We start from the raw sequence: 18,423 nt of genomic DNA, 5'->3' as shown, positions 1-18,423 counted from the left end.
GCGGTCATGGATTTCGTCCTGTCGGAGTTGTGCGATCAGGTGATGACGGCGCGCGCCGGTCACAAGCCTCTGTTCATCGTCGGTGGCGGCACCAAAGGGTTTTACGGCAATCATCGTGCCGTGACGCCGCAGGATGGCCACTGCCTGCTGGATATGACCCCTTATCGCGGCATCGTCAGCTACCAGCCTTCGGAACTGGTGGTGACGGCGCGCGCGGGTACGCCGCTGGCCGAGCTCGAGGCGGCGCTGGCCGAGCACGGCCAGATGCTGGCTTTCGAGCCGCCGCATTTCGGGCCTGGCGCGACGCTGGGCGGTTGCGTGGCCGCCGGCCTGTCCGGGCCGCGCCGCATGGCCGCCGGCGCCGTGCGCGATTTCGTGCTGGGCGCGCGCCTGCTGGATTCGCAGGGCCATATCCTGGCGTTTGGCGGGGAAGTCATGAAGAACGTGGCCGGCTATGACGTCTCGCGGCTGCAGGCCGGCGCGCAAGGGATTTTCGGCGCCTTGCTGGAAGTCTCGCTGAAAGTCGTGCCCCGGCCGGCCGTGGTGGAGTCGTTGCGGTTGCCCGCCACGCAGGACGAGGCTCTGCGCTGGTTCGGACAATGGCGCGGGCGGCCGCTGCCGATCTCGGCCAGTTGCTGGACGGCCGATGGCGCGGCCGACGGCGGCGGCGCGGTGGTGCTGCGGCTGGCCGGCGCGCCGCCGGCGGTGCAGGCGGCCCGCGAAGTCCTGGGCGGAGAACTGCTGGATGCGGCGCAGGCCCACGACTGGTGGGAGTCCTTGCGCGAGCAGAGCCATGCCTTCTTCGATCGCGGCATGCCCCTGTGGCGGCTGGCGGTGCCGCCCACCGCGCCCGCGCTGGCGCTGGGCCCCACCCTGATCGAATGGGGCGGCGGACAGCGCTGGCTCAGCGGCCACTACGATGCGCAGGCGGTGCGCGCGGCGGCCGCCCAGGCGGGTGGGCATGCCACGCTGTTTCGTGCCGCCGGCCGCGCGGCGCCGGCCGACGGCGTGTTCCATCCCCTTTCGGACGGCGTGGCGGCCATCACGCGCCGCCTCAAGCAGGAGCTGGATCCGGCCGGCCTGTTCAACCCCGGGCGTCTGGTGCCGGAACTCTAGGACCTGCAAATACTGGAAGATACCCTGGCGCCATGCAAACAAATCTTGCTTCTTGGGCACGCGATACCGATTTCGGCGAGGAGGCCGATGCCATCCTGCGCCGTTGCGTGCATTGCGGTTTCTGTACCGCTACGTGTCCGACCTACCAGGTACTGGGCGACGAGCTGGACAGTCCGCGCGGCCGCATCTACCTGATCAAGCAGCTGCTCGAAGGCAGCGAGCCGACCCAGGCCACCCAGCAGCACCTGGACCGCTGCCTGACCTGCCGCAATTGCGAAACGACCTGTCCATCGGGGGTGGAGTATGGGCGGCTGGTCGATATCGGCCGCCAACTGGTCCACGAGCGCGTACCGCGCCGGCTGGGCGACAGGCTGCGCCGCGAAGCGCTGCGCAGAGGCATGAATTCGGCCTGGTTCGGCCCGGCCATGCGGCTGGGCCAGATGGTGCGCGCCATGCTGCCGCAGGCGTTGCGGCGCAAGGTGCCGGCGGCGCGGCCGCCCGGCCTGTTGCCCGATCCGTCGCGCCATGAGCGCCAGGTGCTGATGCTGACCGGCTGCGTGCAGCCGTCCATGATGCCCACCATCGACGCCGCCACCCTGCGCGTGCTCGACGCCATTGGCATCGGCGCGCGCCTGGCGCCGGGCGCGGGCTGTTGCGGCGCCGTCAACTTCCACCTGGACGCGCAAGGCGAGGCCTTGGCGCAGATGCGCGCCAACGTCGACGCCTGGTGGCCCTGGGTCGAGCGCGGCGAGATCGAGGCCATCGTCATGAACGCCTCGGGTTGCGGCGCCATGGTGAAGGAGTATGCGCACCATTTGCGCCGAGACCCGGACTACGCCGAGCGCGCCGCCAGGATCGTGGCGCTGGTCAAGGATGTCGCCGAAGTGGTGGCGCCGCACGCGGCGGCGCTGCGCGAGCGGCTGGCGCCGGGTCCGCGCGCGGCCTTCCATCCGCCCTGCACGCTGCAGCATTGGCAAGGCCTGCGGCCGCTGGCCGAGCGTCTGCTGGTCGAGCTGGGGTTCGAGCTGGCGCCGTTCGGCGAGTCGCATCTGTGTTGCGGCTCGGCCGGCGCCTATTCCGTCCTGAATCCGGACATCGCGCTCACCCTGCGCGACCGCAAGCTGGGCGAGATCGCCGCCGCGGCGCCGACCGTCATCATGTCGTCCAACATCGGTTGCATCGGCCACCTGCAAAGCGGCACGGATACGCCCGTCAGGCATTGGATCGAAGTGGTCGACCAGCGCCTGGCCACTCAGGGCTGAGCGGCCAGCTCGGCGGCCGCCTGCGCCGAGGCGGGCAGCATGGCGCCATGCGACAGCCCGGGAAACTCGCGCAGCGTGACCGACAGGCCTGGCTTGGCGGCCAGGATCGCGGCCAGCCGGGTGGTCGCGCCCGCCGTGGCCAAGGGCGCCGCGCCGGGGCGGCGCAGCATTTCGGCGCCGCCGGCCATCAGGTGCAGGGTTGGCGCGCCGTGGCTGAAATCCCCCGCGTCGGACGCGCGCCGCATCATGTAAGGCGCATGCCACCACAAGGATGGACTGGCCGCGACATAGCGCTGGAACGTTTGCGGACGGGCCAGTAGCGTGTGCAGGACGAACAGGCCGCCGTACGAGTGGCCGTAGAGGGTCTGGCGGCCGGTATCGACGCGCGTCGTGCCCGCCACCCAGGGCTTGACGCGCGTTTCGATGAATTCCAGCCAGGCCTCGGCTCCGCCATTGCGCCGTTGCGGGCTGCGCGGGTCCGGCGTGCCATGGACGCCGGTACCGGGCAGGGCAGGGGTGTAGTCCCAGGCGCGTGCCTGGCCATCGATGCGGCCCGGGCTGTCATAGCCTATGCCCACCAGCACGGCCTGCCGGGCCAGGTCGGCGCGGTTGGCCTGTGCCAGCGCCTGCAGGGCGGCGCCGTCGTCGAGCATATAGATGACCGGCCAGCCGGCGGCCGGCGGCTGGCCCGCCGGCACGGCCACGGTGAGGCGCACGTTGCGCAAGCCCCCGCCGCGCGCCAGCACGGTCTGCTGGACCAGCCCCAGCACGCTCAGGCGCGCCCGCGCGCGCTCGGGCGGTTCGCTCGGCACGGCCGCCGGCTGGGCCCGCGATGCGGCCGGCCGCAGGGCGGCGGCCAGCAGCCAGGGGGCGGCGCGACGCGGCAGGAGAGCCGTCGCCATGGTCAGAACGACACCGTCGCCGTGGCGTAATAGGCGCGCCCCGGTTCGTTGTAGGTGGCCGCGCCCGCGCTGCTGGCATTGCCTTCGCGGTACAGCTGCTTGTCGAACAGGTTGCTCACGCCGACGCGGAACTTCAGGTTCCGGTTGACTTCGTAGCCCATGCTCAGGCCCGCCAGGGCATACGGACTGATGGTCTGGCGGCCGTCGCCGTTCAGTTCGACGCCGGTGCGTACATTGGTGGACGGGCCTTCCTGCTTGCCGTAATAGGTGAGATTGGCCTGGAACGACAGCTGCGGCGTGTAGAACCAGTCCAGCGTGCTGTTGATGGTGTATTCGGGAATCACGCTCAAGGGTTCGCCGGTAGCCTTTTCCTTGGACTGGATCATGTAGGTGAAGTTGGTGTTCCAGTCGAGATTGCTGGCCAGCGGAATGAACAGGTTGCCTTCCAGCCCTTCGACCACGGCCTTGCCGCTGTTGGTCCATTGCAGCACCCGGGCGCCATTGGCCAGGCGGTACTGGACGTCGGTGCCGGCGACGATCTTGTTGCGGTAGTCGTTGCGGAAATAGGCCATGCTGGTGCGCCACGTGCCCGGGTCGTACTCGAAGCCGATTTCCTTGTTGACGCTGGTTTCCGGCGAGAGGTCCTCGTTGCCGACCAGATAGCAGCCGTTGGTGTTGGTCTGCGAGGCCAGGCAGCCATTGCCGCGGCTGTACAGCAGGTAGTTGGGGTTGGATTGGTAGAGGTTGGGCGCCTTGTAGGCGCGCGCGATGCCACCCTTGAGCTTGAGCGCGTCGGTGACGGCGTACGAGGCGTTCAGGCTGGGACTCCAGTTGCTGCCGAATTCGCTGTTGTGGTCCAGGCGCACGCCGGGCGTGAGCATGGTGCGCTCGTCGATCTCGATGTTGTCCTCGGCGAACAGCGCATAGCTGGTCTGGCGCGATTTCGGGTCGCGGTCGGCCGGGGCCGTGCCGCCGATGGCGCCGCCGGTATAGGTCTGGCGCGTGCCGGCGGGGTCTTCCAGCGATTCGCGCAGCCATTCCACGCCGACCGTGGCGACCTGCTCGAAACCGAGATGGAACGGCACGCTGGCCTCGGCCGCGGCGCGCCAGTTCTTCAGGCGCGCGGTGTCGTAGCCGCCCGCGGTGGGCGCGCCCTCGGGGCCGCCGGCCAGGCCTTCGCGCTGGCGCGCGTTGCGCGTGTAGTCATAGCCGACGCTGGCGCGCGAGGTGCCCCAGTCGTAGACGCCGCGGTGCGTCAGCGCATAGTTCTCGCGGTACATCGCATTGGTTTCCTTGCCGTACAGGCTGTCCGAGAAGTCGCTGTTGGCGTTGTTCATGGTGTCGCCGGCGAACAGGTTGCCCTGCCGGCTGAAGCCCATGTCCAGGTCCACGGTGTTGTGGCTGTCGGCTTTCCACGAGAACAGCGCGCTCAGGTCCTGGTTGATGACGCCCTCGCGTCCGGCGGTCGAGGGGTTGCCGTTGTCGCTGGTGTTCGCGTGGCCGGCGTTGATGTCGCGGGCATCCGGATTGGTCTTGTTGTAGTTGCCGTACAGCCGCATGCTCAGCGTGTCGCTGATCGGCGCGCTGATGCGCGCATTGACGCGGTTGGTGTTGCCCTCGCGGCTGTCTTCCGGCTGGTTCGTGTAGTAGGTGATGGAGCCGGTGGCGCGATCGGCGGGGCGCTTGGTGATGATGTTGACCACGCCGCCCATGGCCCCGGAACCGTAGCGGGCGGCGGCCGGGCCGCGGATCACTTCGATGCGCTCGACTTCCTCGGCGGGCACCCAGTTGGTGTCCCCGCGCGTGTCCCGGTCGCCGTTCCAGCCATAGCGCACCGCATTGCGCGAGGTGACGGGCTTGCCGTCGATCAGGATGAGGGTGTTCTCGGGGCCCATGCCGCGGATGTCGACCTGGCGGCTGTTGCCCCGCGCGCCGCTGGCGCTGTTGCCGGTCAGGTTGACGCCGGGTTCGCGGCGGATCAGGTCGGACAGGTCATTGGTGGGCGGGCGGCGGGCGATCTCCTCGGCGGTGATGACCGAGACGCCCAGCGACTCCTTGATTTCCTCTTCGGCCGTGCCCAGCACCTGCACCGTCGCCATCTGCTGCACCTGCGACGGATCGTGGATCTGGGTGGCCGTCTGCGCCATGGCCAGGCCGGATGCGGCCAGCAGGACTGACGCGCTGGCGTAATGCAGCGCGAATCGGGGGGTGGACATGCGGCTTCTCCGTGTGCGTGCGCGGGCCCGTCCACATGGCGGCCAGCCATGTATCGGGCCTGTTTGCGATTGGGAATGATTTCTAATAAGATTTGGCGTTCATGATTCTGTCAGAGAAGATCCCGGCAAAGGTTTCGGCACGCGCCATAAGCCTTTGCACTATCGCCATTCATTCATGACCCAGACTCCTCCACGCGCACCGCGCGGCGGCGCCGGCGCCGCCCTGGTGGCGGGCCAGACGCTGATCGATCTGTCGCGCCACAGCGCCGCGCGCTACTACCTGTCGGTGCCCGGCAAGGAGCGGCCGGTTTTCCAGGGCGTGTTTGATACCAGCGAGGTGGCGCCCGGCGTGGTGGCGCACCGGGTCGATATCCGCGATCTGCAGGGCGCCGCCGTGCGCGCCGAACTCAAGCCCGGCCTGCGCCTGGCGCTGACCATAGGCGGGCGCGCCGACGTCTCCATCGGCCATTGCCGCCTGCCGCGCGGCCCGCAGGGCGGCGACGGGGTGCAGGGCGCCCTGGTGGCGGTCGCCGCGCCGGCGACGTTCGCGCGCCAGTCGCGCCGCGGCGACATCGAGCGCACGGTCAGCCTTGCATTCAGCCACGACTGGCTGGCGCGGCGCCTGGGCGCCGACGGCGCGGCATTGGCGGCGTTTGCCCAGCGCCATCTGGCCATGCATTGCTGGCCGGCATCGGCCCAGGCGATCACGCTGGCCGAGCAGATGCTGCGCCCGCCGGCGCTGGCGCCGGCGCTGTGGCGCCTATACCTGGAGTCGCGTGCGCTGGATCTGCTGGTCGAGGGCTTCGACGGCCTGGAGGCCGGGGCCGGTGCGGCGCCGCAGGCCGGGCGCGGCGGACTGGTCCGGCGCGATTTCCTGCGCATGGCGCGGATACGGGAACTGCTGGAAAGCGGCGAGGCCGATGCCTGGAGCCTGGAAGAACTCGCCCGCCATGCCTGCCTGAGCGTCAATACGCTGCAGCGTCATTTTCGCGCCGCATGGGGCATGACGGTGTTCGAGTGCCTGCGCGGCGCGCGCCTGACGCGTGCGCGGCTGGGGCTGGAGCGCGACGGCCTGAGCGTGGCCCAGGCCGCCTGCCTGGCCGGCTATACCAGCGCGGCCAATTTCGCCACGGCCTTCCGGCGCGCCTTTGGCGTGACGCCAGGGCAATTGCGCGCGCGCCGTTAGGCGGGCCCCGGCGCGGCGCCATGCGCCGCACCGGCCCCGTGCCTTATTCCACGGCCTTGACCATGTCTTCCAGCACCTTCTTGGCGTCGCCGAACACCATCATCGTGCGGTCCATGTAGAACAGCTCGTTGTCCAGGCCGGCGTAACCCGCGGCCATCGAACGCTTGTTGACGATGACGGTGCGGGCCTTGTAGGCCTCGAGGATGGGCATGCCGGCAATCGGCGAGGCAGGGTCGTTCTTGGCCGCCGGGTTGACCACGTCGTTGGCGCCGAGCACCAGCACGACGTCGGTCTGGCCGAATTCGCCGTTGATGTCGTCCATCTCGAACACCTGGTCGTAGGGCACCTCGGCCTCGGCCAGCAGCACGTTCATGTGGCCAGGCATGCGGCCGGCCACCGGATGGATGGCGTATTTCACCTGCACGCCTTTTTCGCCCAGCTTGGTGGCCAGTTCCTTGAGCGCGTGCTGGGCGCGCGCCACGGCCAGGCCGTAGCCCGGCACGATGACCACGCTTTCGGCGTTGGCCATCAGGAACGACGCGTCGTCGGCGCTGCCCGACTTCACGCTGCGCTGCTGGCCGTCACCGGCCGCGGCGGCCGTGCCCGCCTGGCCGCCGAACCCGCCCAGCAGCACGTTGAAGAACGAGCGGTTCATCGCCTTGCACATGATGTACGAGAGAATCGCGCCCGAAGAGCCCACCAGCGAGCCGGCGATGATCAGCATGGGGTTGTTCAGCGAGAACCCGATGCCGGCGGCCGCCCATCCCGAATAGCTGTTGAGCATCGATACCACGACGGGCATGTCGGCGCCGCCGATGGGGATGATGATCAACACGCCCAGCGCGAACGCCAGTACCGTCATGATGACGAAAGGCGGCCAGGCCTGGGTGGCCATGAACCACAGGCCGCAGCCCAGCATCAGCAAGGCCAGCGCCAGGTTGAGCAGGTGCTGGCCGGGAAACACGACCGGCGCTCCCTGGAACAACCGGAACTTGTACTTGCCCGACAGCTTGCCGAACGCAATGACCGACCCGGAGAAAGTGATGGCGCCCACGAAGGTGCCGATGAACAGCTCCAGGCGGTTGCCGGTGGGTATCAGCCCGCCGGCCGTGGCGATGCCGAAGGCATGCGGCTCGGCCACCACCGCGACCGCGATGGCCACGGCGGCCAGGCCGATCATGCTGTGCATGAAGGCCACCAGCTCGGGCATCTTGGTCATTTCGACGCGCTTGGCCATCAGGGTGCCGGCGCTGCCGCCGATCAGCAGGCCCAGCAGCACCCAGCCCAGGCCGGGGCCGGCGCCGTCGCGCGCCAGCGCGATGATGAGCGCCGCCGTGGTCAGGACCGCGATGGCCATGCCGACCATGCCGAAGGTATTGCCCAGCCGCGACGTGGTGGGGTGTGACAGGCCCTTGAGCGCCTGGATGAAGCAGACCGAGGCGATCAGGTAGAACAGAGTAACCAGGTTCAACGAAATCATTGCGCACCCTCCGTGCCGGGCTTGCGTTCCTTCTTCTTGAACATCTCCAGCATGCGCCGGGTGACCAGGAAGCCGCCAAATACATTGACCGCCGCCAGGGCGACGGCGACGACGCCCATGGTGCGCGCCAGTCCGGCCCTCGGTGAGCGCGGCGGCCAGCATGGCGCCGACGATGATGATGGCTGAGATCGCGTTGGTGACCGCCATCAGCGGCGTATGCAGCGCAGGGGTGACATTCCAGACCACGTGGTAGCCGACATAGATGGCCAGCACGAAGATGATCAGATTGATCAGGGTAGGGCTGATGCTTTCCATCTTATGACCTCCGGGTAACCTGGCCGCCTTCGCACATCAGACAGGCCGTGACGATTTCGTCATCGCGCCGTATGGCCAGCGCGCCTTCGGCATCGACGATGAGTTTGAGGAAATCCAGCAGGTTGCGCGCATACAGAGCCGATGCGTCGGTGGGCAACATTCCGGGCAGATTGGTCAGGCCGACCAGGGTAACGCCGTGGTGGTCGGCCACCAGGCCTTTTTGCGTCAGCGGGCAGTTGCCGCCGCGCTCGACCGCCAGGTCGACCACGACCGATCCGGGCTTCATGGCCTGCACGGTTTCGGCCGTCAGCAGCGTGGGCGCCGGGCGGCCGGGGATCAGCGCGGTGGTGATGACGATATCGGCCTGCTTGCAGCGCTGGGCGACCAGTTCGGCCTGCCGGGCCATCCATGCCGGGGGCATGGGACGGGCGTAGCCGCCGACACCCTGCGCGATTTCGCGCTCTTCATCGGTCTCGAACGGAACGTCGATGAACTTGGCGCCCAGCGACTCGATCTGCTCCTTGGCGGCCGGACGCACGTCCGAGGCCTCGACCACGGCGCCCAGGCGGCGCGCGGTGGCGATGGCCTGCAGGCCCGCCACCCCGGCGCCCAGCACGACCACGCGGGCCGCCTTCAGCGTGCCGGCGGCGGTCATCATCATGGGCAGCAGCCTGCCGTAGTAGTTGGCCGCCAGCAGTACCGCCTTGTAGCCGGCCAGGTTGGCCTGCGATGACAGCACGTCCAGGCTTTGCGCGCGGGTGATGCGCGGCGCCGCTTCCAGCGCGAAGGCGGTCAGCCCCGCGGCGGCCAGGCGTTGCAGGTCGTCGGCATCGAACGGATCGAGCATGCCGGCGAGCACCGCACCGCGTTTCATGTGCGGCAGTTCGTTGTCGGCCGGCGCGCGGACTTTCAGCACCAGCTCGCAACCCAGTGCGGTTTCGGCCGTGCCCAGCGTGGCGCCGGCCTCCTCATAGGCGCTGTCCGGGTAATGCGCGGCCACGCCTGCTCCGCGTTCGACGATCACGCTGTGTTTGCCGCCTATGTACTTCTTGACGGTCTCTGGCGTTGCCGCGACGCGGGTTTCCCCATCCCGGGTTTCTTTAGGTACCCCGATTTGCATTGACGCTTCTCCTCCGAAGGTTCGCCGTAGTTATACACGAATCCTCACAGGGCGCCGGTATCGGGGCAGCCGGTGGCGTCCTTGCGACGCGTTGATGGCAGGGGAAGAGGAAAAGCGCCACGCGCCGCGAGGCGCGCTCCCGCGCCGTCCAGCCGCGCGGCCGGCGAAAAAAAGCCCCGCTGGCGTGGTCGTCCAACGGGGCGGCTGCATGGCGGGCGCAAGCCCGCCATGCACGAGTGCGCAGACGTCCGGCGTCAGGCCGCCTGCGCGCGCGTCCAGTCAACCAGCGCGGCGGTCAGCTCGCGCAGGTGCGCCTTCAGGCGCGGATAGTTGTCGTTGGGCCGCAGCGAGACTTCGTCCATGTACAGCTTGCGGTTGATCTCGATCTGCAGGCTGTGGCGGCCATCGGCCGGGCGGCCGAAGGCGCGCACCAGTTCCACGCCCTTGTACGGGTCGTTGACCGATACGTCGTAGCCGCGCTCGCGCAGCCACGCGGCGACGAACTCGCGGAAGGCGGGGTCGCTGGTCGAGCCGTCGCGGTCGCCGAGCACGAAGTCGGGGTGCACCAGACCCGGCTGGTCGGTCGCGAAGGCGCCCGCCACGCTGGGCATCGAATGGCAATTGATGTGCCAGACCTTGCCAAAGCGGGCATGTGCCTGGTCCAGGACTGCGCCCAGGGCGCGATGATACGGCTTCCAGCAGGCCTCGATGCGATGGCGCACCTCGTCGACCGACAGCTTGCGGTCGTACAGCGGCGTGCCGTCGTCCAGCATGCGCCACACCAGGCCCTTGCCCAGTTTCACCTTGGGCGACTCGTTGATGGCCTCGGGCCACGGCTGCGCAAGCAGCAGCGGATCGATTTCATCGACGGCGCGGTTGGCGTCGATGTAGCTGCGCGGGAAGCTGGCGGCGATCAGCGGCACGCCCAGCCCGACTGCATCGCCCCACAGATCGTCGACCCAGGTGTCCTCCGCCGTGCGCAGCGCGCCGGCCGACACCGACGGCGCGAAATCCGGCGGGTAGGCCGCGCCGCTGTGCGGGGAATCCAGCACCAGGGGAGTGGACGATTGCGCGTGGGGATATTCGGTCGGCAGGTCGAGTCGGTAGGACAGAGGCTGGGTAATAAACATATATGAGTGCAGGTGCTGGAATCGGCCCCCCGCCGCGCGGGCGGGGGGGGTGAGCGCGCTTAGTCGATCTTCACGTTGGCTTCTTTGGCGATACGCTTGTTCTTGGCGATTTCCTCGGAAATCTGCTTGGCGTATTCGGCGGGCGTGTTGGCCACGGGCGCGGCACCCAGGCCTTCCAGGCGCTTCTTGACGTCGTCCTCTGCGCTGACCTTCACGACAGTGGCGTACAGCTTGTCGATGACAGGCTGCGGCACCTTGGCCGGCGCGACCAGGCCGAACCACGACGAGTCGTTGACGGGTTGCAGGCCGGCCTCGGCGAAGGTCGGCACGTTGGGCAGGGCCGCGACGCGCTGCGGCGCGGCCACGGCCAGCGGCACCAGGGCGCCCGACTGCACGTGCGGCAGCGACGACGGCAGGTTGTCATATAGCACGTCGACCTGGCCGGCCAGGGTGTCGTTCAGCGCCGGGCCCACGCCGCGGTAGGGCACGTGCATCAGGTCGGTGCCCGAGGCCATCTTGAACATTTCGCCCATCATGTGCGAGACCGAACCGTTGCCGGCCGACGCATAGGTCAGCTTGCCGGGCTGGCTCTTGGCCAGCTTGATGAAGTCTTCGATGTTCTTGGCCGGCACCTTGGGGTTGACCACCATGATGTTGGGCACGGCCGCCAGATTGGAGATCGGCGTGAAATCCTTCTCGGCGTCGAACGGCAGGTTGGTGTAGATGGCCGGGTTGATGCCGTGCGTGCTCACCGTCGCGATGCCCAGCACGTAGCCGTCGGGGACGCTGCTGGCCACGAAGGCGCTGCCGATCGAGCCGCCGGCGCCGCCGCGGTTTTCCACCACGACGGTCTGGCCCAGTTCCTTGCTCAGCTTGTCGGCGAACAGGCGGCCCACGATGTCGGTGGTGCCGCCGGGCGGGAAGGGAACGATCAGGCGGATCGGCTTGTTGGGATAGGCGTCTTGGGCGTGCGCGACGCCGGCGGCCAGCGGGGCGGCCAGGATCGCGGCGAGGGACAGGCCCAGGATGACATTACGACGTTGCATGGTTTCCCCTGTAGGAAGATGTTCAGATCAGTGCGCGAACTTTGTGGTTCTTGGCGCAGACTGCGTCATTCTGTAAGGGTGTCTGGTTTGCGCAAACGAAAGATTCTCCGTAAGCTATTCCTTTTACTCATGGCTGGTTTGTCATAAAACCTGAATCGGCCCCTTTTTCCATGCGCCGTTTTTGCCCGTCCCTGACCGATCTGCAGGCTTTTGAAGTCGCCGCAAGGCACAACAGTTTCACTCGCGCCGCACAGGAATTGTGCGTGACCCAGGGCGCCGTGAGCAAACAGGTGAAACATCTTGAGGAGTTTGTCGGCGTCGAACTATTCCTGTGGATCAGGCAAGGCCTGGTGCTGACCGAGGCCGGCCGCAGTTATCTGAAGAAGATCCGCGCCGGCCTGGGGCAGATCGAAGCGGCCACGCTGCACCTGACCGCGATGCCCACCTTCGGGGCCCGCTGGCTGATCCCTCGCCTGGCGGCGTTTCGCCGCCTGCGGCCGGACATTCATGTCGAATTCCTGCCGCATCGCCAGGGCTACGATTTTTCCACGCCGGAACTGGATGCGGCGGTGCGCTTTGGCGAAGGCATCTGGCCCGGCAGCGGCGCCGACTACATCGTGGGGCGCGACGTCGTGCCCGTGTGCAGCGAGCGCCTGGTGCCCGGCGGCTGCCAGGACGCGGCCGACCTGCTGGCGTATCCCTTGCTGCACCACACCTCGGCGATGGAGGGGTGGCGCGAATGGTTCGAGCAAGCCGGCTGCGATACGCGGCGCAGCCTGGAAGGCGCGCGCTTCGACCAATATTCGCTGCTGTCGCAGGCCGCCGCAGCCGGTTTCGGCGTGGCGCTGATACCGCGCTGCCTGATCGAGGACGAGCTGCGCGACGGCAAGCTGCACGTGCCGATCCAGCTGCCGATCCGCGCCCGCCAGGGGTACTACCTGTGCTATCCGGAGCAGAAGGCCAGCTCGCCGACCTTGCAGGCGTTCCGGGGTTGGCTGATGGAGGTATCGAGCGAGGCCGAGCCGCGGCCGGACCAGTTGGCCGCGGCCGTCTAAAATAGCCGCATCATGCCATCCAATCCTACCCGCAAAGGCCGCGTTGTCGTCGGCATGTCGGGCGGCGTCGACTCATCGGTGACCGCCTGGCTGCTCAAGCAGCAGGGCTATGAGGTCGTCGGCCTGTTCATGAAGAACTGGGAAGACGACGACGATTCCGAATACTGCTCGACGCGCCAGGACCTGCTGGACGCGGCCAGCGTCGCCGACCTGGTCGGCGTCGAGTTCGAATACGTCAATTTTGCCGCCGAATACAAGGACCGGGTGTTCGCCGAGTTCCTGCGCGAGTACTCGGCCGGCCGCACGCCCAATCCCGACGTGCTGTGCAACGCCGAGATCAAGTTCAAGGCCTTCCTGGACCACGCCATGGCGCTGGGCGCCGAGCATATCGCCACCGGGCACTATGCCCGGGTGCGCACCGTCGAGACGCCGGCCGGGCCGCGCCACCAGTTGCTCAAGGCCCTGGACGACACCAAGGACCAGAGCTATTTCCTGCATCGCCTCAACCAGGTGCAGCTGGCGCGCACCCTGTTTCCGCTGGGTGAACTGCGCAAGACCGAGGTGCGGCGCATCGCCCACGAGATCGGGCTGCACAACGCGGCCAAGAAGGACTCGACCGGCATCTGCTTCATCGGCGAGCGGCCGTTCCGCGAGTTCCTCAATCGCTACCTGCCGAGCGAACCCGGGCCCATCCTGACGCCCGAGGGCCAGCGGGTCGGCACCCACCATGGGTTGTCGTTCTATACGCTGGGCCAGCGCAAGGGACTGGGCGTGGGCGGGGTCAAGGGGCGCCAGCGCGACGACGGCACGGCCGAGGCCTGGTACGCGGCGCGCAAGGACCTGGCGCGCAACGTGCTGTACGTCGTGCAGGGGCACGACCATCCATGGCTGCTGTCGGCGCAGCTGCAGGCGCAGGACGCGAGCTGGATCGCCGGCGAGCCGCCCGCGGCCGGCGCCTACGGCGCCAAGACGCGCTATCGCCAGGCCGATGCGGCATGCCGGCTGGACCAGGCGGGCGGCGAGCGCTTCGCGCTGGCATTCGAGCAGGCCCAATGGGCGGTCACGCCGGGGCAGTCGGCCGTGCTGTACGACGGCGAGGTCTGCCTCGGGGGCGGCATCATCATCTGAACATGCGGGCCGGCGCGCCAGGGGAGGCGCGCCGGTCTCGCGGTGGCCGCGGCCGCGGCCGCCACAGCGGTTTCATAAACCTGGGAAAGAGGAGTCTGTCGTGGATGTAGTGATGTTGATTTGCCTGCTGGCGCTCGGCGCCGTGGTCGGCTTTGCCGCCGGGCTGCTGGGCATAGGCGGGGGCATGTTGCTGGTGCCGTTCCTGACGATGTTGTTCGCCTGGCAAGGCATGCCGGGCGACCTGGTGGTGCATGCGGCCATCGCCACGTCGATGACCTCCATCCTGTTCACCTCGGTGTCCAGCGTGCGGGCCCACCAGAAGCGCGGCACGATCCAGTGGAGCATTGTGTGGGCCATGGCGCCGGGCATCATCATCGGCGGCCTGCTGTCGGGCGGCGCGGTGTTCGCGGCGCTGAGCACCGCCTGGCTGTCGTTGTTCTTCGCCCTGTTCGTGGGTTATTCGGGCTGGAACATGCTGCGCAGCAAGAAACCCAAGGCAAGCCGCCAGATGCCGGGCATCGTCGGCACCAGCGCCGCCGGCGCCGGTATCGGCTTTCTGTCGGGTCTCGTCGGGGCGGGCGGGGGCTTCCTGTCGGTGCCGTTCATGGTCTGGTGCAACGTGGCGCTGCACACGGCGGTGTCGACCTCGGCCGCGCTCGGCTTTCCCATCGCGCTGGCCAACAGCGTGGGCTATGTCATCTCGGGCCTGAACGAAAGCGTGACGCGGCCCGGCATGCTGGGATACATCTACTGGCCGGCCCTGCTGGCGCTGGTGGCCACCAGCGTGCTGACCGCGCCCCTGGGCGCGCGCATGGCGCATCGCCTGCCGGTGGGCACGCTGAAGCGGGTGTTTGCCACGCTGCTGTTCGCCCTGGCGGCCTACATGCTGACCAAGGCATGGCAGGCGTTCATGGTTTGACGGCCCATGGCATCCTGGCGCCGGTCGGCGGCCAGGGTGGCCGGCAATGAAAAAGGCGGCTCATGCGAGCCGCCTTTTTCATTGCACGCCGGTTCGGTCAGGCGGTCGGCGGCATGCTGTCGACGAAGGATGGGCGTGCCGACAGCTTTTCATACAGGCGGGCCAGGTTGGCGTGATCGGCGCGCCAGTCCAGGTCCGCAAAGCGCAAGTTCAGATAGCCCAGCGCGCAGCCCACGGCGATGTCGGCCAGGCTGTAGTTCACGCCCATGCAGTGGGCGTTTTCGCCCAGGCTGTGGTCCATGGCGTCCAGGCTGGCGCGCACCTTGCCGTACTGGCGCTCGATCCATTCGGGGCTTTGCTGCGCGGCCGGGCGCAGGCGTTCGCGCACGACGGTGACGCAGGCGTCGAGCAGGCCGTCGGCGATGGCTTCCCAGCACTTGACGGCCGCGCGTTCGCGGCCCGGCTGCGGAATCAGCCGCGCCACCGGAGACAGGGTATCGAGGTATTCGACGATCACGCGCGAATCGAACAGCGCGCCGCCGTCTTCCATGACGAGGCAGGGTACCTTGCCCAGCGGGTTGTACTTCTGTACCTGCGAATCAGGCGACCAGACGTTCTCCAGCTCGAGCTGGTAGTCCAGCTTCTTTTCTGCCATAACGACCCGCACTTTGCGGACGTAAGGACTGGTAAGTGAGCCGATCAGTTTCATGGAGTCACAAAGGCGTAGTCGAAGCGGGCGAAGTATAGCAGGGCGCCCGCTCTCGAATCGGCGTGCGCGCGCCGGATCGCAGCGCATTTGCCACATATGTTACAGAGAGGGCGAATGGTAAAATCGCCCGGCTTACAACCGCTTCCTTCTTACACCGACATGCAGATTGCCGACCAGCTTACCCAACTCAATGCTCTTTCGCCACTGGATGGACGCTATGCGTCGCGCGCCGGGGCGCTGCGGGGGCTGCTGTCCGAGGCCGGGTTCATGGCGCATCGCGTCGAGGTCGAGGTGGCCTGGCTCGTTGCGCTGTCCGATGCGGGCCTGCCCGAGCTGCCGGCGTTCCCGGCCGCCGCGCGCGAGCGCCTGGCCGCGCTGGTGCGCAATTTTTCCGAGGCCGACGCCGCCCGCATCAAGGACATCGAGCGCGTGACCAATCACGATGTCAAGGCGGTCGAGTACTGGCTGAAAGAACAGGTGGCCGACGATGCCGAATTGGCGCGTGCCGCCGAGTTCATCCATTTCGCGTGCACCTCCGAAGACATCAACAATACTTCGCATGCGCTCATGCTCACGCGTGCGCGCGCCGAAGTCGTCGTGCCGCAGCTCAACCAGGTGCTGGCCAAGCTGAACGAACTGGCCCGGACGCATGCCGACCAGCCCATGCTGTCGCGCACGCACGGCCAGCCCGCCAGTCCGACCACGCTGGGCAAGGAGTTCGCCAACGTGGCGGCGCGCCTGCAGCGCGCCGTGGCCGCCATCGAGGCGGTCGAGCCGCTGGCCAAGCTCAATGGCGCCACGGGCAACTACAACGCGCATCTGTCGGCGTACCCGGAAATCGACTGGCCCGCCTTCAGCCGCAATGTGCTGGCCGGCCTGGGCCTGATCCAGAACCGCCATACCATCCAGATCGAACCGCACGACTGGATGGCGGCGCTGTTCGACGCCGTGGCGCGCGCCAACGTCATCGTGCTGGACCTGGACCGCGACATCTGGGGCTACGTGGCCCTGGGCTACTTCAAGCAGCGCCTGAAGGAGGGCGAGGTCGGCTCCTCGACCATGCCGCACAAGGTCAACCCGATCGATTTCGAGAACTCCGAGGGCAACCTGGGTCTGGCCAATGCCGTGCTGCGCCATCTGTCCGAGAAGCTGCCGGTTTCGCGCTGGCAGCGCGACCTGACCGATTCGACGGTGTTGCGCAACCTGGGCGTGGGCCTGGGCTATGCGCTGGTCGCCTGGGATGCTTGCCTGCGCGGGCTGAACAAGCTGGAAGTCAACGCCGCGGCGATCGACGCCGACATCGATGCGTGCTGGGAAGTGCTGGCCGAGCCGGTGCAGACGGTCATGCGCCGCTACGGCCTGCCGCAGCCGTACGAGCAGCTCAAGACGCTCACGCGCGGCAAGGGCATTACCGAAGAGGCCTTGCGCGAGTTCATCGGCGGCCTGGCGCTGCCCGACGAGCCCAAGGCCCGCCTGCTGGCGATGACGCCGCGCTCGTATATCGGCCTGGCCGCGCAACTGGCGCGGGCGGTATAGTCCGGCTATCCGGCCGGCGCGCGAGGCGGCCGGCCGTTGCCCATCCACAAGGAGTTTGCCCGATGAAGAAACTGTCCATTGTTGCCGCGGTGGTCTGTACGATGCTGGCGCCGCTCTGGTCGTCGCCGGCCGCGGCCCAGTTCGCCAAGCCCCAGGACGCGATCAAATACCGCCAATCGGCCCTCACGCTGATGGCATCGCACTTTGGCCGCATGCAGCCGGTCATGCGCGGCCAGGCGCCCTACGATGCGGCGCAGATCAAGGCCAACGTGGATATCTTCAAGACGCTGTCGACGCTGCCGTGGGCGGCGTTCGGCCCGGGCACCGAGGGCGGCGATGCCTTGCCGGCGGTCTGGAGCGACGCCGAGGACTTCAAGCAGAAACAGCAGCGCCTGGCCGACAATGTGGCCAAGCTGTCGGCCGCGGCCGATGCGGGCGATTACGACAAGGTGCGGGCGGCGTTCGGCGACGTGGGCGCCAGCTGCAAGGCTTGCCACGATTCGTTCCGCAAGAAGAAGTAAGGCGGCGCGCTCCCCGCGCCCGCAAGGCAAAAAAAACCGGTCGCGCGACCGGTTTTTTTTCGTTCGTTTCGGCGCTTGCCCGCGCTAGGAGAACGACATGTCGACGGCGACGGCCTGCGCCTGTATCCACAGCACGAGCGCCGCGCAACAGGCGCCCACCACGGCGGCGCGCAGCCAGATGGCCGGGCCGTCCTGCGAGGCTGGCGTGGCGGGCGGCAGCTGGGCAGCCGGCGCGTTGCCGGTGATCATGGCGCGCACCAGCGCCCGGCGGCGCACCGCCGAGTACCACGCGATGGCCAGCAGATGCGCGCCCAGCAGGCCAAAGATGATCCATTCGTTGGCCTGGTGCAGGCCGGTAAGGGTGTTGGCGGTTGCCTCGCTGACGTGGCCGTACAGCGGGCCCTGGATCATGATGTCGTCGCTGGCGAACAGGCCGGTCGCGGCCTGGACTCCGATGACGGCCAGCATGGCCAGCACCGACAGGGCGCCGAGCGGATTGTGGCCGGCATGGTCGGCGGCGCGGCCGCGCAGGTAGGCAAGCATCGCGCCGGGACCGCGCACGAACGTGGCAAAGCGCGCGTGGCGCGGGCCGACGAAGCCCCAGATCAGGCGAAACAGGACCAGGCCCAGCGCGGTCAGGCCGAACCGGACGTGCCAGTCCATGTACAGCCCGCCCAGCTTGACGGTGACCAGCGCGCCGATGACGGCGGCCGCAAAGGCCCAATGAAACAGTCGCGTGGGCAAGTCCCAGATGCGAACGGAGGTTGCGGTTGGCTGCATGG

The 18,423-nt window shown here is 68.1% G+C and carries 16 protein-coding genes and 1 pseudogene; 8 read left to right on the top strand and 9 right to left on the bottom strand.

The features are described from left to right. The first annotated feature begins 6 nt into the window (after positions 1-6). On the top strand, positions 7-1,116 hold the full coding sequence (glcE, locus tag BN118_RS14930) for a glycolate oxidase subunit GlcE (protein WP_003813049.1): 1,110 nt from the start codon (positions 7-9) through the stop codon (positions 1,114-1,116). 32 nt (positions 1,117-1,148) lie between these two features. After that, the gene (glcF, locus tag BN118_RS14925) at positions 1,149-2,378 is read left to right on the top strand and encodes a glycolate oxidase subunit GlcF (protein ID WP_003813047.1); all 1,230 of its coding nucleotides are present in this window, start codon (positions 1,149-1,151) and stop codon (positions 2,376-2,378) included. Here the strand turns inward: glcF and BN118_RS14920 are convergent. Together BN118_RS14920 and BN118_RS14915 are read right to left on the bottom strand one after the other, a co-directional pair. Next, positions 2,369-3,280: an alpha/beta hydrolase gene (locus BN118_RS14920; protein WP_014905987.1), complete on the bottom strand. Its 912-nt coding sequence runs from the start codon at positions 3,278-3,280 to the stop codon at positions 2,369-2,371. The two genes, glcF and BN118_RS14920, sit on opposite strands and share 10 nt — an antisense overlap. Positions 3,281-3,282: 2 nt before the next feature. Further along, the gene (locus BN118_RS14915; RefSeq protein WP_010931191.1) at positions 3,283-5,496 is read right to left on the bottom strand and encodes a TonB-dependent siderophore receptor; all 2,214 of its coding nucleotides are present in this window, start codon (positions 5,494-5,496) and stop codon (positions 3,283-3,285) included. A gap of 175 nt (positions 5,497-5,671) precedes the next feature. Here BN118_RS14915 and BN118_RS14910 point away from each other — a divergent pair, with 175 nt between their 5' ends. Beyond that, positions 5,672-6,682: a helix-turn-helix transcriptional regulator gene (locus BN118_RS14910; RefSeq protein ID WP_041166207.1), complete on the top strand. Its 1,011-nt coding sequence runs from the start codon at positions 5,672-5,674 to the stop codon at positions 6,680-6,682. A 43-nt stretch (positions 6,683-6,725) separates the two neighbouring features. Here BN118_RS14910 and BN118_RS14905 read toward each other — a convergent pair whose 3' ends face one another. From BN118_RS14905 to BN118_RS14890, 5 genes and pseudogenes are all read right to left on the bottom strand, one after another. Continuing rightward, positions 6,726-8,162, bottom strand: coding sequence for an NAD(P)(+) transhydrogenase (Re/Si-specific) subunit beta (locus BN118_RS14905; RefSeq protein WP_003813039.1), 1,437 nt, complete (start codon positions 8,160-8,162; stop codon positions 6,726-6,728). Continuing rightward, a pseudogene (locus BN118_RS19985) lies at positions 8,159-8,477 on the bottom strand (NAD(P) transhydrogenase subunit alpha part 2). Before BN118_RS19985 ends, BN118_RS14905 begins: the two are co-directional and overlap by 4 nt. 1 nt (position 8,478) lies before the next feature. Then, positions 8,479-9,597 carry a Re/Si-specific NAD(P)(+) transhydrogenase subunit alpha gene (locus BN118_RS14900; protein WP_010931189.1) on the bottom strand — a complete coding sequence of 373 codons (1,119 nt, stop codon included), beginning with the start codon at positions 9,595-9,597 and terminating at the stop codon, positions 8,479-8,481. A gap of 254 nt (positions 9,598-9,851) precedes the next feature. Beyond that, on the bottom strand, positions 9,852-10,727 hold the full coding sequence (locus BN118_RS14895; RefSeq protein WP_010931188.1) for an N-formylglutamate amidohydrolase: 876 nt from the start codon (positions 10,725-10,727) through the stop codon (positions 9,852-9,854). A gap of 59 nt (positions 10,728-10,786) precedes the next feature. Then, positions 10,787-11,773 carry a Bug family tripartite tricarboxylate transporter substrate binding protein gene (locus tag BN118_RS14890; RefSeq protein WP_010931187.1) on the bottom strand — a complete coding sequence of 329 codons (987 nt, stop codon included), beginning with the start codon at positions 11,771-11,773 and terminating at the stop codon, positions 10,787-10,789. Between the two features lie 170 nt (positions 11,774-11,943). Here BN118_RS14890 and BN118_RS14885 point away from each other — a divergent pair, with 170 nt between their 5' ends. From BN118_RS14885 to BN118_RS14875, 3 genes are all read left to right on the top strand, one after another. Next, positions 11,944-12,828, top strand: coding sequence for a LysR substrate-binding domain-containing protein (locus BN118_RS14885; RefSeq protein ID WP_014905985.1), 885 nt, complete (start codon positions 11,944-11,946; stop codon positions 12,826-12,828). Between the two features lie 12 nt (positions 12,829-12,840). Beyond that, the gene (mnmA, locus tag BN118_RS14880) at positions 12,841-13,956 is read left to right on the top strand and encodes a tRNA 2-thiouridine(34) synthase MnmA (protein WP_003813026.1); all 1,116 of its coding nucleotides are present in this window, start codon (positions 12,841-12,843) and stop codon (positions 13,954-13,956) included. Positions 13,957-14,056: 100 nt separating this feature from the next. Further along, positions 14,057-14,875: a sulfite exporter TauE/SafE family protein gene (locus BN118_RS14875; protein WP_003813022.1), complete on the top strand. Its 819-nt coding sequence runs from the start codon at positions 14,057-14,059 to the stop codon at positions 14,873-14,875. Between the two features lie 97 nt (positions 14,876-14,972). Here BN118_RS14875 and BN118_RS14870 read toward each other — a convergent pair whose 3' ends face one another. Further along, a complete protein-coding gene (locus tag BN118_RS14870) occupies positions 14,973-15,584 on the bottom strand; it encodes a glutathione S-transferase (RefSeq protein WP_010931185.1) in 612 nt (203 codons plus the stop codon). 159 nt (positions 15,585-15,743) lie between these two features. On the opposite strand from BN118_RS14870, the gene purB reads away from it, so the two are divergent. Further along, positions 15,744-17,120, top strand: coding sequence for an adenylosuccinate lyase (purB, locus tag BN118_RS14865; protein WP_010931184.1), 1,377 nt, complete (start codon positions 15,744-15,746; stop codon positions 17,118-17,120). 62 nt (positions 17,121-17,182) lie between these two features. Continuing rightward, the gene (locus BN118_RS14860) at positions 17,183-17,641 is read left to right on the top strand and encodes a c-type cytochrome (RefSeq protein ID WP_003813017.1); all 459 of its coding nucleotides are present in this window, start codon (positions 17,183-17,185) and stop codon (positions 17,639-17,641) included. Positions 17,642-17,725: 84 nt separating this feature from the next. On the opposite strand, the gene BN118_RS14855 is transcribed toward BN118_RS14860, so the two are convergent. Beyond that, the gene (locus BN118_RS14855) at positions 17,726-18,421 is read right to left on the bottom strand and encodes a cytochrome b/b6 domain-containing protein (RefSeq protein WP_003813013.1); all 696 of its coding nucleotides are present in this window, start codon (positions 18,419-18,421) and stop codon (positions 17,726-17,728) included. Positions 18,422-18,423: the final 2 nt, after the last annotated feature.

Source organism: Bordetella pertussis 18323 (genome assembly GCF_000306945.1).
Lineage (GTDB): Bacteria > Pseudomonadota > Gammaproteobacteria > Burkholderiales > Burkholderiaceae_B > Bordetella > Bordetella pertussis.
Note: the sequence above shows the minus strand (reverse complement) of the source record. Positions and strands in the feature narration are given on the sequence as shown.